This window comes from Halomonas sp. LMYGS-3 (assembly GCF_059509875.1).
Genome location: NZ_JCAKFQ010000005.1, coordinates 172,193 through 190,723, shown reverse-complemented (window position 1 = coordinate 190,723; position 18,531 = coordinate 172,193). Strand labels below are relative to the sequence as shown.

General features: G+C 66.3%; 14 protein-coding genes. 2 read left to right on the top strand and 12 right to left on the bottom strand.

Features of this window, described 5'->3' with window-relative positions; translation table 11 throughout:
* The first annotated feature begins 125 nt into the window (after window positions 1-125).
* On the top strand, window positions 126-332 hold the full coding sequence (locus AC5W54_RS06890; RefSeq protein ID WP_495961329.1) for a zinc ribbon domain-containing protein: 207 nt from the start codon (window positions 126-128) through the stop codon (window positions 330-332).
* A gap of 152 nt (window positions 333-484) precedes the next feature.
* Window positions 485-1,435, top strand: a complete 951-nt coding sequence (gene trxB, locus AC5W54_RS06885) for a thioredoxin-disulfide reductase (protein WP_495961328.1) — start codon at window positions 485-487, stop codon at window positions 1,433-1,435.
* 108 nt (window positions 1,436-1,543) lie between these two features.
* On the opposite strand, the gene AC5W54_RS06880 is transcribed toward trxB, so the two are convergent.
* From AC5W54_RS06880 to AC5W54_RS06825, 12 genes are read right to left on the bottom strand one after another with little or no spacing between them, the layout of a single operon-like run.
* Complete coding sequence (locus AC5W54_RS06880; protein ID WP_495961327.1) at window positions 1,544-2,089, bottom strand: hypothetical protein; 546 nt, start codon at window positions 2,087-2,089, stop codon at window positions 1,544-1,546.
* A gap of 15 nt (window positions 2,090-2,104) precedes the next feature.
* Window positions 2,105-5,458 carry a DUF6519 domain-containing protein gene (locus AC5W54_RS06875; protein ID WP_495961326.1) on the bottom strand — a complete coding sequence of 1,118 codons (3,354 nt, stop codon included), beginning with the start codon at window positions 5,456-5,458 and terminating at the stop codon, window positions 2,105-2,107.
* Window positions 5,459-5,497: 39 nt separating this feature from the next.
* Window positions 5,498-7,651: a hypothetical protein gene (locus AC5W54_RS06870; protein ID WP_495961325.1), complete on the bottom strand. Its 2,154-nt coding sequence runs from the start codon at window positions 7,649-7,651 to the stop codon at window positions 5,498-5,500.
* Complete coding sequence (locus AC5W54_RS06865) at window positions 7,648-10,470, bottom strand: baseplate J/gp47 family protein (RefSeq protein ID WP_495961324.1); 2,823 nt, start codon at window positions 10,468-10,470, stop codon at window positions 7,648-7,650. The genes AC5W54_RS06870 and AC5W54_RS06865 overlap by 4 nt, the downstream gene beginning before the upstream one ends.
* Window positions 10,467-12,989, bottom strand: a complete 2,523-nt coding sequence (locus tag AC5W54_RS06860; protein WP_495961323.1) for a putative baseplate assembly protein — start codon at window positions 12,987-12,989, stop codon at window positions 10,467-10,469. The genes AC5W54_RS06865 and AC5W54_RS06860 overlap by 4 nt, the downstream gene beginning before the upstream one ends.
* Window positions 12,986-13,348: a GPW/gp25 family protein gene (locus AC5W54_RS06855; protein WP_495961322.1), complete on the bottom strand. Its 363-nt coding sequence runs from the start codon at window positions 13,346-13,348 to the stop codon at window positions 12,986-12,988. The genes AC5W54_RS06860 and AC5W54_RS06855 overlap by 4 nt, the downstream gene beginning before the upstream one ends.
* Before the next feature lie 4 nt (window positions 13,349-13,352).
* Window positions 13,353-13,673 carry a hypothetical protein gene (locus AC5W54_RS06850; RefSeq protein WP_495961321.1) on the bottom strand — a complete coding sequence of 107 codons (321 nt, stop codon included), beginning with the start codon at window positions 13,671-13,673 and terminating at the stop codon, window positions 13,353-13,355.
* Between the two features lie 15 nt (window positions 13,674-13,688).
* Entirely contained in the window at window positions 13,689-14,198 is a 510-nt protein-coding gene (locus AC5W54_RS06845) for a phage baseplate assembly protein V (protein ID WP_495961320.1), read from the bottom strand.
* Complete coding sequence (locus AC5W54_RS06840; RefSeq protein WP_495961319.1) at window positions 14,195-15,322, bottom strand: hypothetical protein; 1,128 nt, start codon at window positions 15,320-15,322, stop codon at window positions 14,195-14,197. The genes AC5W54_RS06845 and AC5W54_RS06840 overlap by 4 nt, the downstream gene beginning before the upstream one ends.
* On the bottom strand, window positions 15,319-15,681 hold the full coding sequence (locus AC5W54_RS06835; protein ID WP_495961318.1) for a hypothetical protein: 363 nt from the start codon (window positions 15,679-15,681) through the stop codon (window positions 15,319-15,321). Before AC5W54_RS06835 ends, AC5W54_RS06840 begins: the two co-directional genes overlap by 4 nt.
* Window positions 15,678-16,334 (bottom strand): hypothetical protein, encoded by a 657-nt coding sequence (locus AC5W54_RS06830; RefSeq protein WP_495961317.1) that lies wholly within the window; start codon window positions 16,332-16,334, stop codon window positions 15,678-15,680. Before AC5W54_RS06830 ends, AC5W54_RS06835 begins: the two co-directional genes overlap by 4 nt.
* A 21-nt stretch (window positions 16,335-16,355) precedes the next feature.
* Window positions 16,356-18,482, bottom strand: coding sequence for an eCIS core domain-containing protein (locus AC5W54_RS06825; RefSeq protein ID WP_495961316.1), 2,127 nt, complete (start codon window positions 18,480-18,482; stop codon window positions 16,356-16,358).
* Between the last annotated feature and the right edge of the window lie 49 nt (window positions 18,483-18,531).

Below are 18,531 nucleotides of genomic sequence, written 5' to 3'. Positions count from 1 at the left end.
CACATGGTCATGATAGGCGCCACTTTCAATCACTGCCCGTGGACGAGGGAGGGGCCGGTACGCCCTGGCTTGAAAAGCGGTGGCCGGCCCCCATCAACCATTCGACGAGTGCACGGAGGAAGACCATGCACGAGGAGCAACTCGATCGTTATCCGGTGCACTGCCCCTACTGCGACACGCCCTTCGAGCTGCTGGTGGACCGGTCCGAGGGCAGCCAGGAGACCTGGGAGGACTGTCCTCGCTGCTGCGCCCCGATCCAGCTGCGCATCGAGGTGTCTGTGGACGGCGAGCTGGAAAGCGTGATCCTGGGGCGCGACGACGACGTGCTGTGACCGGGTGTCGCCCCAGGCGACCGAGGGCGGCTCCCGGCGGTTTCGGCTGCTACAATGGGCCTTCGTCGCCGTGTCCAGCCGGCATGAACCGGGACATCAGTGGGGGAGCAGAGGCTTCCTGCACGACCCATGAACGATGAGTGAGGTTATCCATGAGCGAAGCGCGTCACGAACGCCTGATCATTCTCGGCTCCGGCCCGGCCGGTTACTCCGCGGCCGTCTATGCGGCCCGTGCCAACCTCAAGCCGCTGCTGATCACCGGCATGCAGGCCGGTGGCCAGCTGACCACCACCACCGACGTGGACAACTGGCCGGGCGACGACATCGGCGTCCAGGGCCCGGAGCTGATGGAGCGCATGAAGCGACATGCCGAGCGCTTCGACACCGAGGTGCTCTTCGACCATATCCACGAGGTGGAGCTTCGGGGACGTCCCTTCACCCTCAAGGGCGACAACGGCACCTACACCTGCGATGCCCTGATCATCGCCACCGGGGCCAGTGCCCGCTACCTGGGCCTGCCCTCCGAACAGCAGTTCATGGGCCAGGGTGTCTCGGCCTGCGCCACCTGCGATGGCTTCTTCTACCGCAACCAGGAGGTCGTGGTGGTGGGCGGCGGCAACACCGCCGTGGAGGAGGCGCTCTATCTCGCCAACATCGCCTCCAAGGTGACCCTGGTGCACCGTCGCGACGCCCTGCGCGCCGAGAAGATCCTCCAGGACAAGCTGTTCGAGAAGGCCGAGAACGGCAACATCGAGCTGGTGTGGAACCACACCCTCGACGAGGTGCTGGGCGACAACACCGGCGTGACCGGCGTGCGCCTCAAGTCCACGCAGGACGGCAGCACCAAGGAGCTGGCGGCACCGGGGGTGTTCATCGCCATCGGTCACACCCCCAACACCGGCATCTTCGAGGGGCAGCTGGAGATGGCCGGTGGCTACATCCGGGTGCAGTCGGGCCTCGAAGGCAACGCCACCGCCACCAGCGTGCCGGGCGTGTTCGCTGCCGGTGACGTCATGGACCACGTCTATCGCCAGGCCGTGACCTCGGCCGGCAGCGGCTGCATGGCGGCGCTCGACGCCGAACGCTATCTGGACGAGCTGTAACGGGCGCCTCTCCCCCCTCTTCAAGACGCTCGGCGGCGCTGGGCCTCGAGGTCGGCAGCGCCTGCTCGGGCACCGCCTCGAGCGTCTGTCGCCGCGCCTCGCTCGCCTTCAGGGCGGACCGGTCCTGCGGGTCAGCTCGTCAAGCGCCTTTACGCCTTCGAGTGCCGCAGAAACGGCATTCCGGAAGACCTTGCTTTTCGCCTCGAGCTGTTCGTCTTCTCGAGCGAGACGGTCCTTGGTCCTGGAGAGGAGTTTGGTACTCTCGGGGAGGGCAGCGCGGGCCTCGGTAACGAAATGGGCGTTGTCGAGGTGTTTCAATGCCTTCTGGCGAGTCTCGGAAGCGCGACTGAAGCTGTCTTCGATCCGGCTGCCGAGGGCCTGAAGGCGCAGCGCTGTCTCGCCCATCGGGCCCTTGCCGTCAGCGTCGGCGGTGCTGACGTCTTCAGTAGGCGTCAACCCGCTTATCGGGGGCACGACAATGTGTCTGCCGGCACGGAAACCCTCCGCACTGGAAAGTCGCGGGTTGGCTGCAATCAGGGCGGCCTCGGCGCGGCGCTGGAGATCGGTGCGGCCGCGGCCCTCGATCTTGTAAAGACGGCGGGCCAGCGTGGCGATGGTGCGTTCGCGGCCGAGAGTGGCGATTTTGGTCGGCATGACCCTTCCCTCCGGTCAAGCATTCAAGTTGAGCGCCGCGAAAGGCGCGGGCAGGCCACCGGGATGGACGATGATCGCGGCGGAGGTGATATTGCCGATGGGCGTGGCGGCGCCCCCGCGGCCCGTGACGATGTGCATCGAAACCTCGCCGTTGAAGTGCGTCAGGTTGTTGCTCGGCGCCGATACTCTCGGCGCCCCGAGCAATACCAGCTCGCGCAAGCCCACCTCGCTTTGCAGGTGACAGATATTGTTGGCGAAAGAGAGCCCGGTAGCACCGGGGACGACCATGGTCACCATTGCGCCGAGGAGGTTCCGCGCGGACCGCGCCTGGTTGCCGATGCACGTCATCTGAGAGGGTGATGCGGGAAGGGCAACCGCGAAGTGCCCGGCGGATGCCGTCCAGGTCTCTTCCGCAACGTTGAAATAGACCAGCTCGGTGGCCTCGAAGATGGGTATCGCCGCGGTGAAGCCATTCGCGGGCGTGCCCAGGTCGTTGGCGCCAAAATCGTCAAGTGGCTCGCCGACCTGGATGGCTCGCCAGTCGACCCGTTCCTCACCCCGTTGGAGATCGCCGATAACGCGGTTCGAGCCGATGTGCAAGCCGAGAAAAGGCTGCCGGGCGAGGATCCCGACCGATGCGCTTTCCGGCAGGTTGCCACCGATTTCCGACACGACGTTGGACGATATGTCCACACTGCCGACACCCTGGACGCCGATGCCGACGTAGTGCTGGCCGGAGAACCCCGCCTCCCCCACGCGCCGGATCGAGTTGCCGATCACCTGGCCGGATTCGACCGAGGTCAGCGCGATGCCGGTGGCGGCATCCAGGCTCGTATTGAGTCCGATCCGTTCGATCGAGTTGTTATCGATGGTGAGGTGACGGATGGTGGCGTCGGGACGGGTGGCGATACCCGCCTCCGCGCTGTCGCGAATGATGTTGCGCTTGATGAACAGGGTGTCGTGTGCACCGGCGATGCGGATACCCGCGCCGCACTCGAAGATGGTGTTGCCGATAATCTGGGCGTCGGTCAGCGTTTCGGGCAGGATGCTCGGGGCGAGGAAGATGCCGTCGCTGTCCCCCTCGTTGCCGCCGGATATCTCGCAATCCTGCACCCGTGTGGTGCCGGCCGAAACAGTCACGGCGGTGCGGTTGGTGACGACCGTGCTGCCGTCGATCGACAGGGATGCCGCAGGGAGTTCGGCCCAGTTGATGCGGATGCCGCCACCGGTCGAAAAGACCAGGTTGCGCGACAGCCTGGCAGCGGCGATATTCATTGCCGCACGGTCGATGCGCACGGCGTCGCGACCGCCGAACAGAATGCAGTCGAGTGCGCGCAACTCGGCAAAGGCGACGAATTGCAGGTCGTCGTCCTCATCGAGTCCGTAGGAGGAGCGCGAACCGAGGGCGTGAGGTGCGATGGAGACGCATTCCGCGACTTTGGTACCGATCTGGACGCCATCGAGTGCGATGCCGAAGTCGAAGCGATCTTCCGGAGTTGGCGACGCCACAAGCACGGCCAGCCGGCGCAACGCCAGAAGCGAGGTGTTGACCGCCGCGACCCCGTGCACCGGCAGCGAAGCGCCGTCGTCGCCGGTTGCCGGGGCGGCGAGAAGGGTGAAATCCTCGAGTTCGATATCGGTGCAGGTTTCGACCCGCAGGGCCCCGCCCGCGCCCTGGTACACGAGCATGGTGCCGAGTCCCTGGCCGACCATGCGGATGGCGTTGCGGTTGGACAGGCGCAGCGGCTGGCGCAGTGCATAGGTGCCGGCCTCGAGGCACACGGTGCCACCCGCCGCGCCGATCTGGCCGATGGCGTCCTGAATGGTCAGCTCACCGGAAGTGTGCCCCGCGGCGGTGACGCATACGGTGCAGGCACAGCCTTCGCCTGTCTCGAACCGGGGGGGCCAGAAGAGGCGGCAGTCGACCACGGAGGCCGCCCCGTCCTCCTGGCGCAAGATGGCGAGGCGGCTGTAGTGGCGTTGTACATCGTCCGGAGGCGCTCCGTGGAGGGGGTCGATCTGGGTACCCGCGGTGCGCGCGGCAAACCGCCAGTGGTCCATCTCGCGGTAGCCGCCGGGTCCCGCGGCGGTAGAGAAGGAGGCCGTGATCCCGCTTTCCAGTATGACGGCGCGGTCGTCGGGTGGCACCGGGATCAGCCCGTTGGCGTCCTCGGTGTCGAGGTCGATCCACACGCTGCCGTCGTCCAGCCGAATGACGCCCTGCTGGTCCCAGCGGATAAGTCGGGTATGCCTGGTGGCCACCGTGTCACCGTCCATGCCCGACGGCAGCAGGTCGGCCTCGATGGTGTCTTCGAACTCGATCTCCCGGGTCTCTGGATCGACATCGGCCACACGCAGTATCTGGCCCGAATGGTGGTTCAACTCGCGGTGATCATCGGTGATCTCTACCCAGTCGCCCGGGCGGAAGCGCAGTACCTGGTCGCGGCCGATGCGGCCGACGGTGACACTCTCCGTGTCCTCGGCGATCGACACCACCGACGCGCGGACCGAGGCGTTCTCGCGGCTGAACTTGAAGTGCGCGTCTCCCTGGGACGGCGGGTTGCCATCGTCATCCGGTTCACCGGTGGCGTGGATCTCGATCCGGTAAAACTGGTTCTCGATACCGGAATAGCCTTCGGTCGGTGGTACCAGGCAGGGGTCTTCCGGGTCCTCGATGTCGATGGTGCCTGTGGTCAGGCGTGCGGTGGAGGGAGCGATCTCGTCGAGCCAGCCGGCGAGTTCATCGTCGGGCGTGGCGCAGGTGGCGGTGTCGCTGATGTCCCGCAGAACGCGGACCTGCCACGCGGTCTGCCATCGCGTCGTTGTGTCGAGCCCGTCGAGGGCGGGCTCCAGCAGGCCGGTAACTTCGGTGGGGGTAATCTCCCGCTGCCAGCTCACGACATAGACGAGGTGGGTGCCGTCCTGGGGCAATTCCTCGGGGGTGGGCCAGTAGGGTTGGTCGAAGTAATCGATAAAATCGCCTGCGGGTGGTGCGATCATCTCGTCGAGTACGCCTTCGGGGCCGCCTGATCCGGGGCGCGCGCGGTCGAAGACGGGAGCGGGCAGGGAGGCGTCACCGTCATCGAAATTGGCCGAGCCGTGGCACTCCAGGAGCTTGCCGTACTGGTAGAAGCGGCCACGGCCAATTTCGAGGCCGGTATCCGTCAGGCGGATTTCGAAGCCGAGCGGCGTTTCCCGCGGGACCACGGCGCGACCGATGGTATCCACCGTTCCCGCGCGGATGCGGCGCTCGAACATTTCCACCAGTTCGTTCCAGTCGCTGTCGAGCACCGCGCGGCCCTGCTGCAGGAATACCCCGGCATAGTCCCGCAGGGCATCGAAACTGTCTCTGCTGTAGTCACCGCTCATGGAAGTTTCCTCCTTTCCAAGCTGATACGTCGCAGAAATTTATGTTTCGTAGAAGATCCCCGCCTCCAGGCCGAAACGCAGGTACTCCTCCAGCCGGATACGCAGGTTGGCCTCGCGTTGTGGCACGGCGAGGAGATGATGGACGCCCATTTCGCCCTCGTCCGACGCGCCGGTGCGGATCGCCAGTGGGCTGGCGAGGCGCAGCCGGGCATAGGCGGGATGACTGGCACGCTGCGCCTCGAAGCCCGGACGCATTCGGCGCAGGATGCGGGCGCGGATGAGTGCCCTTTCCGCGGCGGTGATGGGCCCGTTGGCTTCGGCTTCCGCCGTGGCCACCGCCTGGTCGATGGCGAGTTGCGGCTGGCAGCGATAGCGGCGCGGGGTCACCGAGGCATGCGGTACAAAACTGAAGCGCATGCAGCCCTGCTGCCGCCGCAGGGCGCGAACGGGTGCGCTGCCGTCGGCGGTTCGCGCGTGCAGTATGGCGTTGGAAACCAGCGGAAAGCTGCGCGCGAACACGCGGCCGATGATGGTGCTGGTGGCAATCGTCAGCGCGCCGGCGGGATCGCCCTCGCCGGAGGGGCCGGCGATGGCGAGCCCCTCGGCGCTGTTGCGGGCCGGCAGTGCGGCGGCGTCGACGATGCTGTCGCGGATATCCGCATTGGTGGATGCGTGCATGCGGATCGGGCCGCAGATGGCGCGGTCGATGGTGAGTTCGAGGCCGCTGGTGGTGACCACCAGACTGGTGGCACCCGGGTTCTGGGGATCGCCATCGGCAGTGAAGGCGAGACCGGGAATCAGGGTGAGGTGGCGCAGGGTCACGGACTTGGGCGATGCGCCGTCCCCAGTGGGCAGAATCTCGATGGGGAAGCCCTCGATGACCAGGCCGTTGAGCACAATCCGTGATTCGGCGCCGCCGGTGATCTGTATGGCGGCGGGCGGGCGCAGTATGGGGCGTACGTTGTTGGCCGCGCGCAGGACCAGCTCGGTGCCGGGCTCGGCCGCGATGGCGAGGCTCTCGGCGAACACATCCGAGGTGGTGATCTCGACGATTCCGCCACCGGGCGCTACGGCGTCGATGGCGCTCTGAAGACTCGGGTGATCGGGGCCGGGATAGCGGATCAACGTCTGCCCGGGATGGCGCTTCAGGGTGGACGCGCGATTGTACTGGCCGCCGCCGATGCGGACGGGGAAGCCGATGTGAAAACTGGTGCGCACCTCTCCCGGCTCTTCGTCGGGAAAAGCGATGCGGCCCAGCGCGGGATCGACGCGCACCGGGGCGTTGTTTCCGGGAGTCGCGTCGTGGGGCGAGTGGTTCCAGCCCGGCCCGTCGTCGGAGAGGTCGCAGGCCTGGATATGCGCCAAGGGTACTGGCTGATCATCGACAAAGATCTCGAAGGCGCGGCCGGGGCCGTACCAGAGGGAGGGCTCGGCGTGCAGCGCGCGGCGGGAGATATCGCCGGGCACATGCTCGGGGCGGGAGATCGAGGTGATGCTCTGCTCCGGCTGGGGCAGGTTCACCAGCTGGCGCGGCGCGCCCAGCGGGTCGAAGAGGTAGCGGCGGCCGTCCACCTCAGTCGCCGGCACGCGGAGGTGGGGCATGGGTATCAGACGCCAGAGGAAGAGGCCGATATGGGCGAAATTGTGTTGGCCACCGATGCTTCTGCGCGACCGGGTCTGCTGGATCGAACGGACATCCACCGTGTGCGAGACGGTGTCGAAGGCGCGACCCAGCGGCTCCAGTGCCAGCGGATCGCGCAGCTCGGACGCCAGGTGGTGGGCCGGCCGCAGCTGGTTCATATGCTGGCAGGTGGCGGTGGTCTGGAAGAACTCCACCACGTGGGCGGGCCAGCCGGTGACATCGCGGGCCAGGGCCTCCAGCACCGCGGCGGTGCCTTTGCGGCGGCGGTAGCCGATGGTGTTGGCGACTTCGGCGCGGTTGCTGATGTCGGCGCCCTCGAAGTCGTAGAGCCCCCGGTAGCCGATGGTGCCGCCGATATAGGGCGAAGCCCAGTCGGCGCAGGTTTCGATAAACAGGTTGTCGAGGAGCTGTTCGATATTCTCCTCGAGCGCCGCGCCCTCGCGGGCGAGGACCGCGACCAGCGCCCTGAGCGGCTCACCTTCATCGGCGTCGCGCAGTCGGTGGACGGCGGGCAGCAGGCGGTAGAGGGCGTCGGGGGTGATCCGGTTCATGCCATCACCTCCAGCTTGTCCAGCGGGCCCGGGGCCAGGGTGAGTATCTCGGCCGGCAGCAGCGTGCCGTCCGCGCCCAGGCGCGCGCCCTGGGAAATCAGGCGCGCATGGGCGATCGGCAACGTCTGCGGGCTGCTGGTGCGGTACAGCAGGTCGATGTCGACCGCCTTCAGCCCCTCCACCTTGTGCGCGGCGGCGGCGACTTCGGAGAGACTCAGCACCTCGCCGAAACCGCGGCTGGCGAAGGAGAATGCCCGGCGCAGCCGCTGTTCGGTGGCGGCGAGCACGCTGTCGCTGTCGTAGGCGCTGTCCACCGCGACCTTGAGCCCCAGCCGGAAACTGGCCGGTTGGTAGGAAAGCAGATCCACGCCCACCAGTGGGTCGCCGAGCTCGCGCAGCGCGGCGAGCAGATTGCTGAAGGTGGCGGAGCCGGGCGCAATTCCCGCGCCGCCCTCGCCGGCGATGGTGACGAGAATGCGCCTGGTCTCGCCCTGCCAGACCCAGCGGGCCTCGGCCCTGGCGATGCCGGGAAAGCCGAGCGCGAAATCGCGGTAGTCGGTGAGCGAGACCACCCGGCCCAGGGTGAGCGTAAACACGGGCGCGTTGATGCGGGCCTCTTCGGCGGCTTCGGGGTCGGCGCCGCCGGCTGCGGGCAGCGGGTTGTCGGTCGCCTTGAGCCCGAGCGGCCGGTCGAGCGGCAGCTTCAACTGCCCGGCGCGCAGGTTGCCGTCGCGCCCCAGGCCGCGCGAGTGCTCGGCGACGATATTGTCGCGGCCGGCGGGAGGGCGGGCGCCGGAGATGCCGTCGCCGAATTCGATCACCGTCTCGCCGTCGTCCGTGAGCGAGGTCTTGTAGACCCGGGCGGTTGCGCCGCGCCGGTAGAGGTCGGGGACTTCCCGCCACTCCACGCCGTCGATACGCAGCCGCAAGGTGCTTTCGACACCGGTCTCGGTGGGAGCCAGGCGGTGGGTGACGGGTGCCTGCTTGAGCTGGAATTTTTGGAAAGGTGAGGAAGGGGTGCCGCCACCGAGTATCTCGGTGGCCGCCTCGCCGTGGGCGGCGCGGGCGACATTGGCGTGGATGCGCAGGCTGGTGCGGTCGAAGGCGGCGCCGAGCGGTTCCGCCAGTTCCAGGCGGGAGTGGCTGGCGTCCACGGCGACGATCCGCTCCAGGGTGGCGGCGAGCGCGATGGCTTCCGAATCCTCGGGTGCGGCAACCGGCTCGAGTGCCGTGGGCGGCTCGACGGCGGTACCGATAAAACCGGTTGCATCCCGCAGGCGAAAACGTAGATCGGCCCCTTGGGGGGTGGGGGCGTCCATCAGCGTGACGATCGCGCCTCTGGTGACGCCGCGGAGGGCACCGTCGTCCGCTGTCAGGCCGACAACCTGAGCCGTCACCCGCAAGTGCGCCCGGTGGCCGCGGAGGATCAGTCTGCGTCCCTCCGGCAGGTCGTCCACGGCCTGCTCGAGTTCGATCCTGTCGCCCGCGACCCATTCGTCGAGCGGAGTCTCGGCGAGCGCTATCTCGACGCTCCCGCCGTATACCGCGACGCGCCGGTAATGTGCCGCGAACGCGGCTATCTGAGCGGACTTGTCCAGGGTCAGGCGGGTCGCGCGGCCGCCTATCGCATATCTCGCCTCGGCGTCGGCCTTGGCATCCTCTATCCGGTACAGCTCTTCAAGGCCGGAGCGGAGTGAGAGCAGTGTCCAGCTGTGGGGGACGAACGGCGTGTAGATCGTATCGAGCGTGATCCCTGTGCCCGCGGCAAGCGTGAAGTGCCAGTCGCCCGGGTGTTCGGGGGTACCGCGAATGACTGACGGCGATGGTTCGGGGATCGGTTCCCCTGGCTCGAGGATCGGAAATTCCTCGCTGATAAAGCCGAAGCTTTCCCGAATTTCCTCTGACAGAACCCGGGGATGGGGCGCGTTGTAGCCGAACAGTGAGGCCCGTTCGCGCAGCTGGTAGAGCGTCAGGCCGGGGGTCGGTTGATTCCCCGCAGTCGCCACGCTGTCGAGAGCCGTGTCCCAGGTGATGCGGGTACGCTGGCCGTCGGCGGCGGTTTCCACCGAGGTGATGTGGCGGAAATCCCACAGCGTGGAATTGACGTCGAAGCCTGCGAAATCCTGGTCACTCCTTTCGCGGGAGATGAAAACAACGGCGTCGCCGACCTGCAGCGACGGAGTGCCCTCGGCCCAGGCGGAGTGGTCGCCGTTGCCGGGCAGAATCGGGCGAGTCAGGCGCGGGCGCAGTGTGTTCCAGGCGACCCGGGTTTCGAGGTCGGCGAGGGTCTCGAACACCTGGGGCGTTTCGTCCGGCCCCGGCTGGCTCTGCACGCGGGTACCGGCGGGCACCAGCAGATCGGAGACATCGGGGGCGGCGCCGGGTGGGTCCTCCATCACGATGACGAGATCGGTTTCGGCGGCCGCGCCGGGGTGCAGGCGGTAGCCGATCAGCCGGGCGAGTTCGCCCACCGACAGCCGCTCCGTGGCCGTGCCCATGTAGGCTTCGTTGGCGAGGCGCTCCTGGTAGAAAGTCAGTACATCGCAGACCGACGCCCAGGCATCGATCAGCGCGATGGAGAAGTCGTCGTCCTCGCGGGTGCGCAGATCGGCAAGCGCCGGGTGCGCGGCGGACGCGAGGTTCGTGAGCATGGACGCCTTGAAGCTGGCGTGGTCGCCGGCACGGAAGGCGATGGCCGACAGGTTTGGGCGGTTTTCCGTCGGCTGTAGCGTGGCCAGGGCGGTACCGTCGCAGCAGCCACAGGTGGAGGTTGTCACGCCGGCATCCGGGTGCCCGATGCGGATGGGTGCGCCGCTCATTTTCCGCCTCCCATTTCGATTTCCAGGGTGCCGTGCTCGGGGTAGGTCGGGTCGTTGTCGAGCCGGGCTATCTCCAGCCGCCCGAACGTCAATACGCCATCTTCCAGCGCCTCGGTACGGGTACTGCCCCGTCGGCGGAAGTGTCGAGCCTCTACCGAGGCGACGCCCTCGACCGCCATCGTTCGGGCGTAGATCGCACTGAGATAGACGGGGCTGCCGAAGGTCAGCCTGTCCGGGTGGAAGAAGCCCGTGCTGCCGTCCGGATTACGGCTTGCGCCGAGCGCGCGCAACAGGTCCTGCCGCACCTGTGAGCGGAAGTGGTCACGGTGTGCGCACACGAAAAGGCCGATTTCGAGCGCGATAAACCGCGGCGCGTCTATCTCCAGGTCGTAGCCCGCCATGCGCACGGCGTTCAGTTGCTCGCGCAGTTCCGCCTTGAATTCCGGTGTCACGGGGCGGTTGCCGAAACGGTCAACGGTGACGAAGACGGTGTGGCCGTGGCCATTCCAGCGGAAGGTCGCCGCGGCGCGCTGGACGTCGCGATGGCGTCGAGCCATCTCGGCGTAGTCCTCCGGTGTCACCGCGCGTTGCTGGTGGCGGTAGGCGAAGGGGGCGGCCTGGCGGACATCTTCCATGGATTCCGGGTCCAGGCCGCCGCTGGCGGGGATGGGATTGCGAACCGCGGTGATCTCGGAAAAACCGCTGATAACGTGGGAGATGGCCCCGGCGCCGACATTGCCGCGGCGGCCATTGCCGACGCGGTAGCTGGCGACAAAGGGAGTACCGGCTGTTGGGCGGCGGCCATTGCGGTTGTCGCCGAAACGCAGCAAGGCGGTCCCATCGGCTTCGCTCTCCACGACAAAATGGGTGTGTTCGGGCAGCGACTGGAGCAGGTCGGGCCGGGCCTGCCACTCCTCCTGCACGGGCGCTTCGCCCGAGTACAGGACGACCTTGGGCCGGCGGCTCATGAGGCCCGGGTGGGTGGCGGCGAAGGCGGACGGTGCAGACTCGTCGAAAGGGGCGACTTGCGATACCGGACCCTCGGTGAGACGCGGGCGATAGCGCGGCGGCACGGCGCGCGGTTCGGGGTGATCGCAGGGGCCGCCGCCGGCCTCCGGCACCAACTGTAGATGTGGCTGCGGCACGGCGCCCAACGCCTCGTCCACGATGGTCTGGCCGTGATCGGCGAGCAGCACATTGCCGAGCGCATGCGAAACCTGGCGCTGGAGCCCGCCGCCGACGGCTTCGTCGAGCTCGGAGGAAAGACAGAAGGGGAAGGGCAGCGCGTCCTCCTCGGCCCAGCGGATCTCGGTGATTGGCGCGCCTTCGAGAACGTCGGTCTCGCCCGCCTGTACGGCGGTCAGACGCACCGCGTGGCGGATGGCCGGGTCCGCGTCGGCGGCGCGGCCGGTGCGCGGGCCGAGGCGCTCCTCGAAGATCAGCACATCGCCGGGGGCGAGACTGGGATAGTCGCCGGCGAGGGTGGCGCGGGTCGCCCCCTGGGGCAGGCAGCATTCCGCGTCGGACCATTCGTGGAAGGGCATGGCGTTTTCGACGACGGACAGGGTCTTGTCGTGCAGCGATTCGAAGACGAGCGGGGAGAGGCGCAGCGCGTCGCGCGTCTCGTCGCTGCCATGGATCACCGGATCGAAACCGGTCACGCGGGTCAGGAACTGCGTGCCCCGGGGAAGGAGCAGGCCATCGGCACCCGTCTGCAGCTGGATCCAGGCGCGCGCATTGGCCCCGTCGTGCATCCGGTAGTCCACCAGCCGGGCGTGACGGCGCACCGAGGAGCGGCGGCGGGCGGTGGCGAGATAGGCTTCGGTAGCCACCGCGTCCTGGGCATAGGAGAGGCGGTCGGCGGTGTAGGCCAGCGCCTCGACCAGGGTGATGCCCAGGTCCGCCGCGCTGCGCTCGCGCCAGTCGGGCATGAGCTGGGCCATGCGGTCCAGCATCAGGCGGCGGAAGCTCTGGTAGTCCTTGGCCAGGTAGGAGAGCGCGGGCTGCTCGATCGGCGCCTCGGGGCAGGCATGCAGCGGAGCACAGTCGAAATCGGTGGGGCATTCGACCTTGAAGGAGAAGTCGATCTCGGAGAGCACTGGGTCGATCCCCGGTGGTGGAACCAGAGCGCCGGGCGAGACGACGAGGCGGAGCCGGTAGCCCGCGTGGTCGCCCGCGGACGACGTGCGCAGCACCAGCACCTGTTCGGGGGCGGGGAGGGTGACGAGGTAGGTGATCAATCCCGGCTCGGCCAGGGCGGCGTCCGGCGCGTCGGCACGAGTGACCCATTCGAGTTCGACGTCAGTGATGCGCTCGCCGCCGCTGAGCTCGAAGTTCCCGAGCGCCAGCGCCGGCGCGGCGGCGAGGAAGCGCAGCAGCAGGGTGTGCTGCGCCGGCGTGTCGCCGGGGGATTCGCGGTCGAGTACCTCGAGAAAATCGATGCCGTTGATCGCCATACCGTCGGCGATCGCCTGCAGCACACGCTCGCGGCGCCGAGGATCACAGCAGTGATGGATCATGGGCCACCTCCTACCTGGAAGCTGGCGGAACTTACTGCGCCGCTGCGCAGGATCTGGTAGGCGATGGTGAGATGGATGGCGGCATCCACCGCCTCGGCGGTGATGTCTCCCACCACGATGCGCTGGCCGAGATGCTGCTGCAGTGCGCCGCGGATCATGAACTCGGTGGTTGCCGCCTGCTCAGTGCTGGCGGGGGCGAAGAGCAATTGATGGATGCCGGCGCCGAAGTCGGGGCGATTCACCCGCTCGCCGGGGTTGGTAAACAGGATCTGCTCGATCAGGTCGCGGATGTGCTCCTCCTCGGAGGTTTCCGAGGTGCGCTCGCGGCCGTCGAAGTGGTAGGGGAAGTCGATCTGCATGGCCTCAGGTCCCGATGACGCGCGTCTGGGCCTGCACCGGGATAAGCGGTGTCCCGGTCGGGGCGCAGATGCTGACAGAGGATTGCAGTACCGCGGGCTGGCCCTCGATCAGTACCCGGGACGCTGCCACCACGTAGCTTGCACTGACGCAGGGGCCGTTGCCGCCGGGGGGAACGAAGCCACAACCGGCGACGGTCCAGGGCGAGGCCTGGGCGACGGCGGGCTGGCCGGAGACGAGCACCCGGGTCGATGGCGTGGTCGGCAGGGCCTGCCCGCCGTGGGAGCAGGTTACGGTGGCACCGAGGTGCAGGATGGGGCCTGTCATGGTGTAGTCTCCCGTTCAAATGACGGTCAGCGCGCCGTTGTTCACGGTGACGGTCGGTCCCGTCATGACGATCGAGGCGCCGCGTCCGTTCTGGATGTAGATGCCGGTGTCGTTGACGATCAGCGACGCACCGGCCGCCGTCTTCAACACGATCCCCCCGGAGGGGCCGGGCAGGTCGGTGACGGTGATGCCGTTCTGCAGCAGCGTCTGAATCGTCATGGCACTGACCCCCGGCGGGGTAAGCTGGTGAAGCGCCGGGACCTCCGCGGCGGAACCGTAATAGCAGCCGGTCCAGATCGGTGAGTCGGGGTCGCCCTGCTCGAACTCGACCCAGACACCGGCGCCGATGGGCGGCACACCGAGTGCGCCGGTCTGGACGCCCGATACCGGGAAACAGGGCATGCACCAGCTTGTCAGTGCCACCGCCGAGACATCCGGCACGATGGCCTGGATGCGGCCCGTCAGCATCGGGTCCACGTTGTTGACCACCGTGCCGCGATATTTGCCGTAGTAGTGTTCCGTCATGCCGGCACCGATGTACGGGCCGGAAGCAGCCCGCTCCTCTTGAGGGTGAACGATTGCCTGTAGCTGCCGCGACCGAGGTCGTGGGTGACGCTATCGACATAGTGCACGCCGTCGAACGCCCTCCCCGCCCCACGCACGCCGACCAGGTTGCGCGCCCGTAAAATTCGGCCGTAGCGCAATACGTCGATGCTGCCTCTGCCGCTGACGGCGTCGCTGTGCTGCGCCGCGTGGGCGAAACCGCGCGCCAGTGCCTCCATGGGGTTGAGGCGTGCGGTGTCCTGCAGCCGCGCAATTTTCGGCGGGATCGGTGGCACCAGGCCCAGCGGCGGCTGGAAGGGGATCGACGAGGGGATGGGCACCGGGATCGGCGCCTTGGTTTGGGGGTTCTGAATATAGACCACGGGAATTTCTACCCCCTCCTTGTCGAAACTGAAGCTCATCTCCTCGGTGTTGGTGGAAAAGCCACTGTCGACGGTAAGGGCGGGCTGGACGTCGCCGATGCGGATCTCGGGACCCCAGTAAGCGATGGACGTGGCCGGCGCCGGCCCCGGTTTCATGAAGAAGGTGTAACCCGCTTGCTCCGCCAGCGTGCGGAGGTAAGCGAGGTCGGTACCTTGATGGCGTGGTATCTTCTCGGTCGGGAGCGGCGGGCCTTCGAGGCTGGGAATGACCTGCGGGATCACACCCAGCCAGGCGTATTTGGCGAGTACCAGTGCCACCCGCGCGGCGGGCGGCATGGCCGGGTAGGGAATGCCGGAGAAATCGATCTCGTCCATCGTCGCGGTCAGGTCCTTGCCCTTGACCGAAAGGGTACTCGGCGCACCGCCAGCGCCCGGGTTGAGATCAGTTCGGGTCACCACGCCGTTGATGAGTGCCGTCGCTCTGCCGTTGAGGGTTGCCACCAGGGCCACACGCAGGATGGGCAGTGCCGAACCGCCAGCGAGCAGAAACAGGGTGTTGAGCGGCGAGTCCTTGTCCAGTGCGAAGACCAGCTCGAAGCCCGACTGCACCGCGCCGGCGTTCTCCTCGATCTTCACGGACTGCAGCGCTTCGATCACTGCGCGCGGCGCGGCTGCCGGCACCCCCGGGCCAAACAGCAGGGACAGGTCGATGCCCTTGATCACGATTCCTCCTCCGGGGTCGGCACACCCTCGGGTAACGTGAGGCGCAGTTCATGGCCGGGCACTTCCAACTCCTCGGCCCAGATGGCCCGGTTGGCATCGCAGTGCATCCAGAAGGCCTCTGCGTTGCCGATGGTCTCGGCAGCGATCTGGTCCAGCCGTTCGCTCTCGGCCACCATGCGGTAGCCCAGGGTCGCGAACCTTTCGGGAGCGGGCACAAACCGGCGGGCCAGATAGGGGAGTTGCCGTCCGTCGGGGGCGGTGAAGGTGCGGGTCGGTACGCCGTGGTAACGGCTGTCGGCCGGGAAATCGGTGGCTTCTACGATGCCCGCCTCGTACATGGCCTGGATAGGGTTCTTCATGCAAGCCTCCCCGCGCCCAGGGCGTCGAGCGTGCCGCCGGCGAACTTGGCGGAGAGCTGCTCCTTGGATTGCAGGTAGGCCATGAACAGCCCGCTGCCGCGGTGGCTGAAGCCGAGGTCGTCCACCGACAGCACCCGCAGCGACAGCGACACCTTGGCGCGGATGGGGTTGAGATTGTGGTCGAAAAACTCCTCGGTGATCTGCAGCGAATCCAGCCGCACCGGCACTATGCGGCGCGCGCTCCAGACAAACAGCGCCAGCGGTGTTTCTGCCGGCGTGATCTCGAAGGATCCGGCCGCCGCTTGGGCATTCTGTCGTTCCAGTTGTGCCGAGGTCGGGTAGACCATGGTTTCCAGTGCCGAGAGTGCGGGGAAGATACCCGACTCGGTGATGATGGTGTTCTGCGCGGGAAACTCGAGCTGATCCGTTGCGTCGATTTCGGCTTCCAGGGTGATCGTCTCCTTGGCCGGCCCGGTCAGGCGCAACGGCTGAGAGCGGTTGGCGCCGTCCTCGATCGCCTGGGCTTCCAACTGCCTGGAGAGGGTCTCGGGGGCATATTGCAGCGTGATGATGCGCTCGACGGAGCCGTTGTCGGACGAGATCAGCACCAGGCCGGCGCGGATGAGTTTGGGAGAGTTCGGGAAACCAGTCATATCAGTGATATCTCATTCATCTCAGATGTCATCCGCTGAACGGAAGAGTTCTCGGTTGAAGTTCTCACGTGGCCGGATTAGCGACCGGGGGTCGCGGCCGAGGCGGATGATCTCACGTAGTCGCTCTGCTTCGGCTTGAAGGGCCGCGATGCTGCGCCCGCCGGTATGGCGCAGGATTTCGCGCTCGTAGACTCCCTGGGTCTCAAAAACGAAAGCAAGATCCTCATCAAGGATCGTGCCTTCTTCGGTGCCGAGTGGATCCGACCGGCCGGGAGTCTCACGATCAGGTTCGTTGCGATGACCGGTGACCGGGCCCGCTTCGGATGAACGATCTGTGATCGACAAATAGCGATCGATCAGGCCGAACAAATGGAGTGTTTCGTGGCCAAGAATCCCCGGACGGGCGATGTGCGATGGCGGGATGCTGATCAATCCGCCGTCGCAATCGATCTCCGTGACCGAGGTTGGCACGCCTTCCACCGTCTCGTCGAAGGTGCATCCGGGATAGGTGACCGGATCAAGATCGGTTGGCCGGACCGTTAAAAGCCAGAACCGCCAGTCACGTGGGGCATCATGCGCCACGGCCGCGATTTCGGGCTGCATCACGAGCTCTCGCCCGCCGAACGTTTCCCCGGAAATGCGCTGGTCCCATATTTGCGCAATACCGGTCCTAAGTGATTCCGCGAGTTCGTCGGAGCGGTTCTCCATAGACGGGTCCTCGAAGCGGATATGGAAGCGCACGCGAAAGACGAGCCTGTTTGCCATTACCATGATTTCCAAGGGTTCACGGTTCATCCGCTCTGTCGCCGCGCGCTCTTCGCGTTCACGCAATCCCATCACGGTGCCTGGATCAGAGGCAGTGCGGTCTAGAATGCGACGCTCCTGAAGGCTCCGCTGCCGATCGAGATCGATGGCCAGAGCGTCAGCCAACAAGCCCTCGACGAGCTCGAGTCGGCGGCGTGCCATCTCAACTGTCATGCGCTCGAATGGTGTTCGTCGCGGGCGAGGTGACACTTGGCCGCCCTCGAGCGCAGTGCGACCACCTTCGAACCGCTGCTGAAAAAAATTGCTGAGCTCGTGTTGCTCGGCTCCGTGGAAATCTGAATCGAGCGATTGGACACTCAAACCGCCCATCGTAAACATCTCCCTAAGCTGTGTCGCATCTGCTGTTTCCAGCAGAAACAGAATGGCTCTCTCGTCGTCGTTTCCGGTAAAGCCAGATTGCATTTCTCGGATAAGGAGGGCACGCAATACACCATTATCTTCGTGGCCAAATAGATTGCCGCCATTGCGCAGGCGGTTTACCAGCGCGCGAGCCTTGTTATCCGAATCGGTGAAGTCTTCTATTTGGTTCGTGTCGACAATACGGTCAAGATAGTTGCGCAGCTCCTCGCTGTCGAAATTGTCACCGCGGAATAGTCCGGCGATCTCCTCGAAAAACGTGCGTCGCTGGATAGGCGCATGTATTGGATTTCCGCTCTGCTGAATCGTGTGAGTCAACTCGTGTGCGATCAGACGGCGACCCTCAGTATTGCCGGGGTTATACTGGTTCGGCGCGAAAGCAATGCTCGAGCCGAGGGTATAGGCACGAGCACCTATTGCCTGGGCAGCGGCACTGGCCCGAGCGTCGTCGTGCAGTCGAACGGTTGAGAGGTCGTGACCGAAACGGGGCTCAAAATAGGTCCGCTCGGCCGAAGAAAGCGGACGACCTCCGCTATTGAGTGCAGTGGCGGCTTCAGCTGCAGCAGAGGCTTTTTGGACCTTCCGGGACATTCGGGGAGAAATGGACGGTTTGGGCTGTATCTCTTCCTCGTCTTTTTCTTCATCAACAATTTCCTGTTGCACCATTGGTGTTACGGAGAGAGGTCGCTCCAATGCCCGTGGGCGCTCTGAAAGCACTTGATCGGCAACTCGGTCCGCCTCCTGTTCCCAACGGTCGTCGGGAGAGTTGATGTGAAGCTTAGGCTGTAGGCCCAGTTGCTCCTCGGTGGCACAGTTGGAGCATTTGCCGGAAATGCCCGCCGCTGCACCGCAGGTGCAGGCGCGCTGAATCCAGGTTGTCGGCCCCGGTGCTTCGGTTCGCCGTGGCGGTATGCTGGTATGCTCCACGCTGGCCGGGGAGGCCGAGGCTTTGGCGGCAGCACTCATGATCCGATCTCTCGTATGAAATTGGCAAAGGTTATCGCCTTGTTCGCCG

Excerpts from the sequence above, each read along its gene's own strand:
- AC5W54_RS06890 (WP_495961329.1), top strand. The coding sequence starts at position 126 with ATGCACGAGGAGCAACTCGATCGTTATCCGGTGCACTGCCCCTACTGC.
- AC5W54_RS06865 (WP_495961324.1), bottom strand. The coding sequence starts at position 10,470 with ATGAGCGGCGCACCCATCCGCATCGGGCACCCGGATGCCGGCGTGACA.
- AC5W54_RS06825 (WP_495961316.1), bottom strand. The coding sequence starts at position 18,482 with ATGAGTGCTGCCGCCAAAGCCTCGGCCTCCCCGGCCAGCGTGGAGCAT.
- AC5W54_RS06835 (WP_495961318.1), bottom strand. The coding sequence starts at position 15,681 with ATGAAGAACCCTATCCAGGCCATGTACGAGGCGGGCATCGTAGAAGCC.
- AC5W54_RS06860 (WP_495961323.1), bottom strand. The coding sequence starts at position 12,989 with ATGATCCATCACTGCTGTGATCCTCGGCGCCGCGAGCGTGTGCTGCAG.
- AC5W54_RS06870 (WP_495961325.1), bottom strand. The coding sequence starts at position 7,651 with ATGAACCGGATCACCCCCGACGCCCTCTACCGCCTGCTGCCCGCCGTC.
- AC5W54_RS06850 (WP_495961321.1), bottom strand. The coding sequence starts at position 13,673 with ATGACAGGCCCCATCCTGCACCTCGGTGCCACCGTAACCTGCTCCCAC.
- AC5W54_RS06880 (WP_495961327.1), bottom strand. The coding sequence starts at position 2,089 with ATGCCGACCAAAATCGCCACTCTCGGCCGCGAACGCACCATCGCCACG.
- AC5W54_RS06875 (WP_495961326.1), bottom strand. The coding sequence starts at position 5,458 with ATGAGCGGTGACTACAGCAGAGACAGTTTCGATGCCCTGCGGGACTAT.
- AC5W54_RS06855 (WP_495961322.1), bottom strand. The coding sequence starts at position 13,348 with ATGCAGATCGACTTCCCCTACCACTTCGACGGCCGCGAGCGCACCTCG.
- trxB (WP_495961328.1), top strand. The coding sequence starts at position 485 with ATGAGCGAAGCGCGTCACGAACGCCTGATCATTCTCGGCTCCGGCCCG.
- AC5W54_RS06830 (WP_495961317.1), bottom strand. The coding sequence starts at position 16,334 with ATGACTGGTTTCCCGAACTCTCCCAAACTCATCCGCGCCGGCCTGGTG.
- AC5W54_RS06845 (WP_495961320.1), bottom strand. The coding sequence starts at position 14,198 with ATGACGGAACACTACTACGGCAAATATCGCGGCACGGTGGTCAACAAC.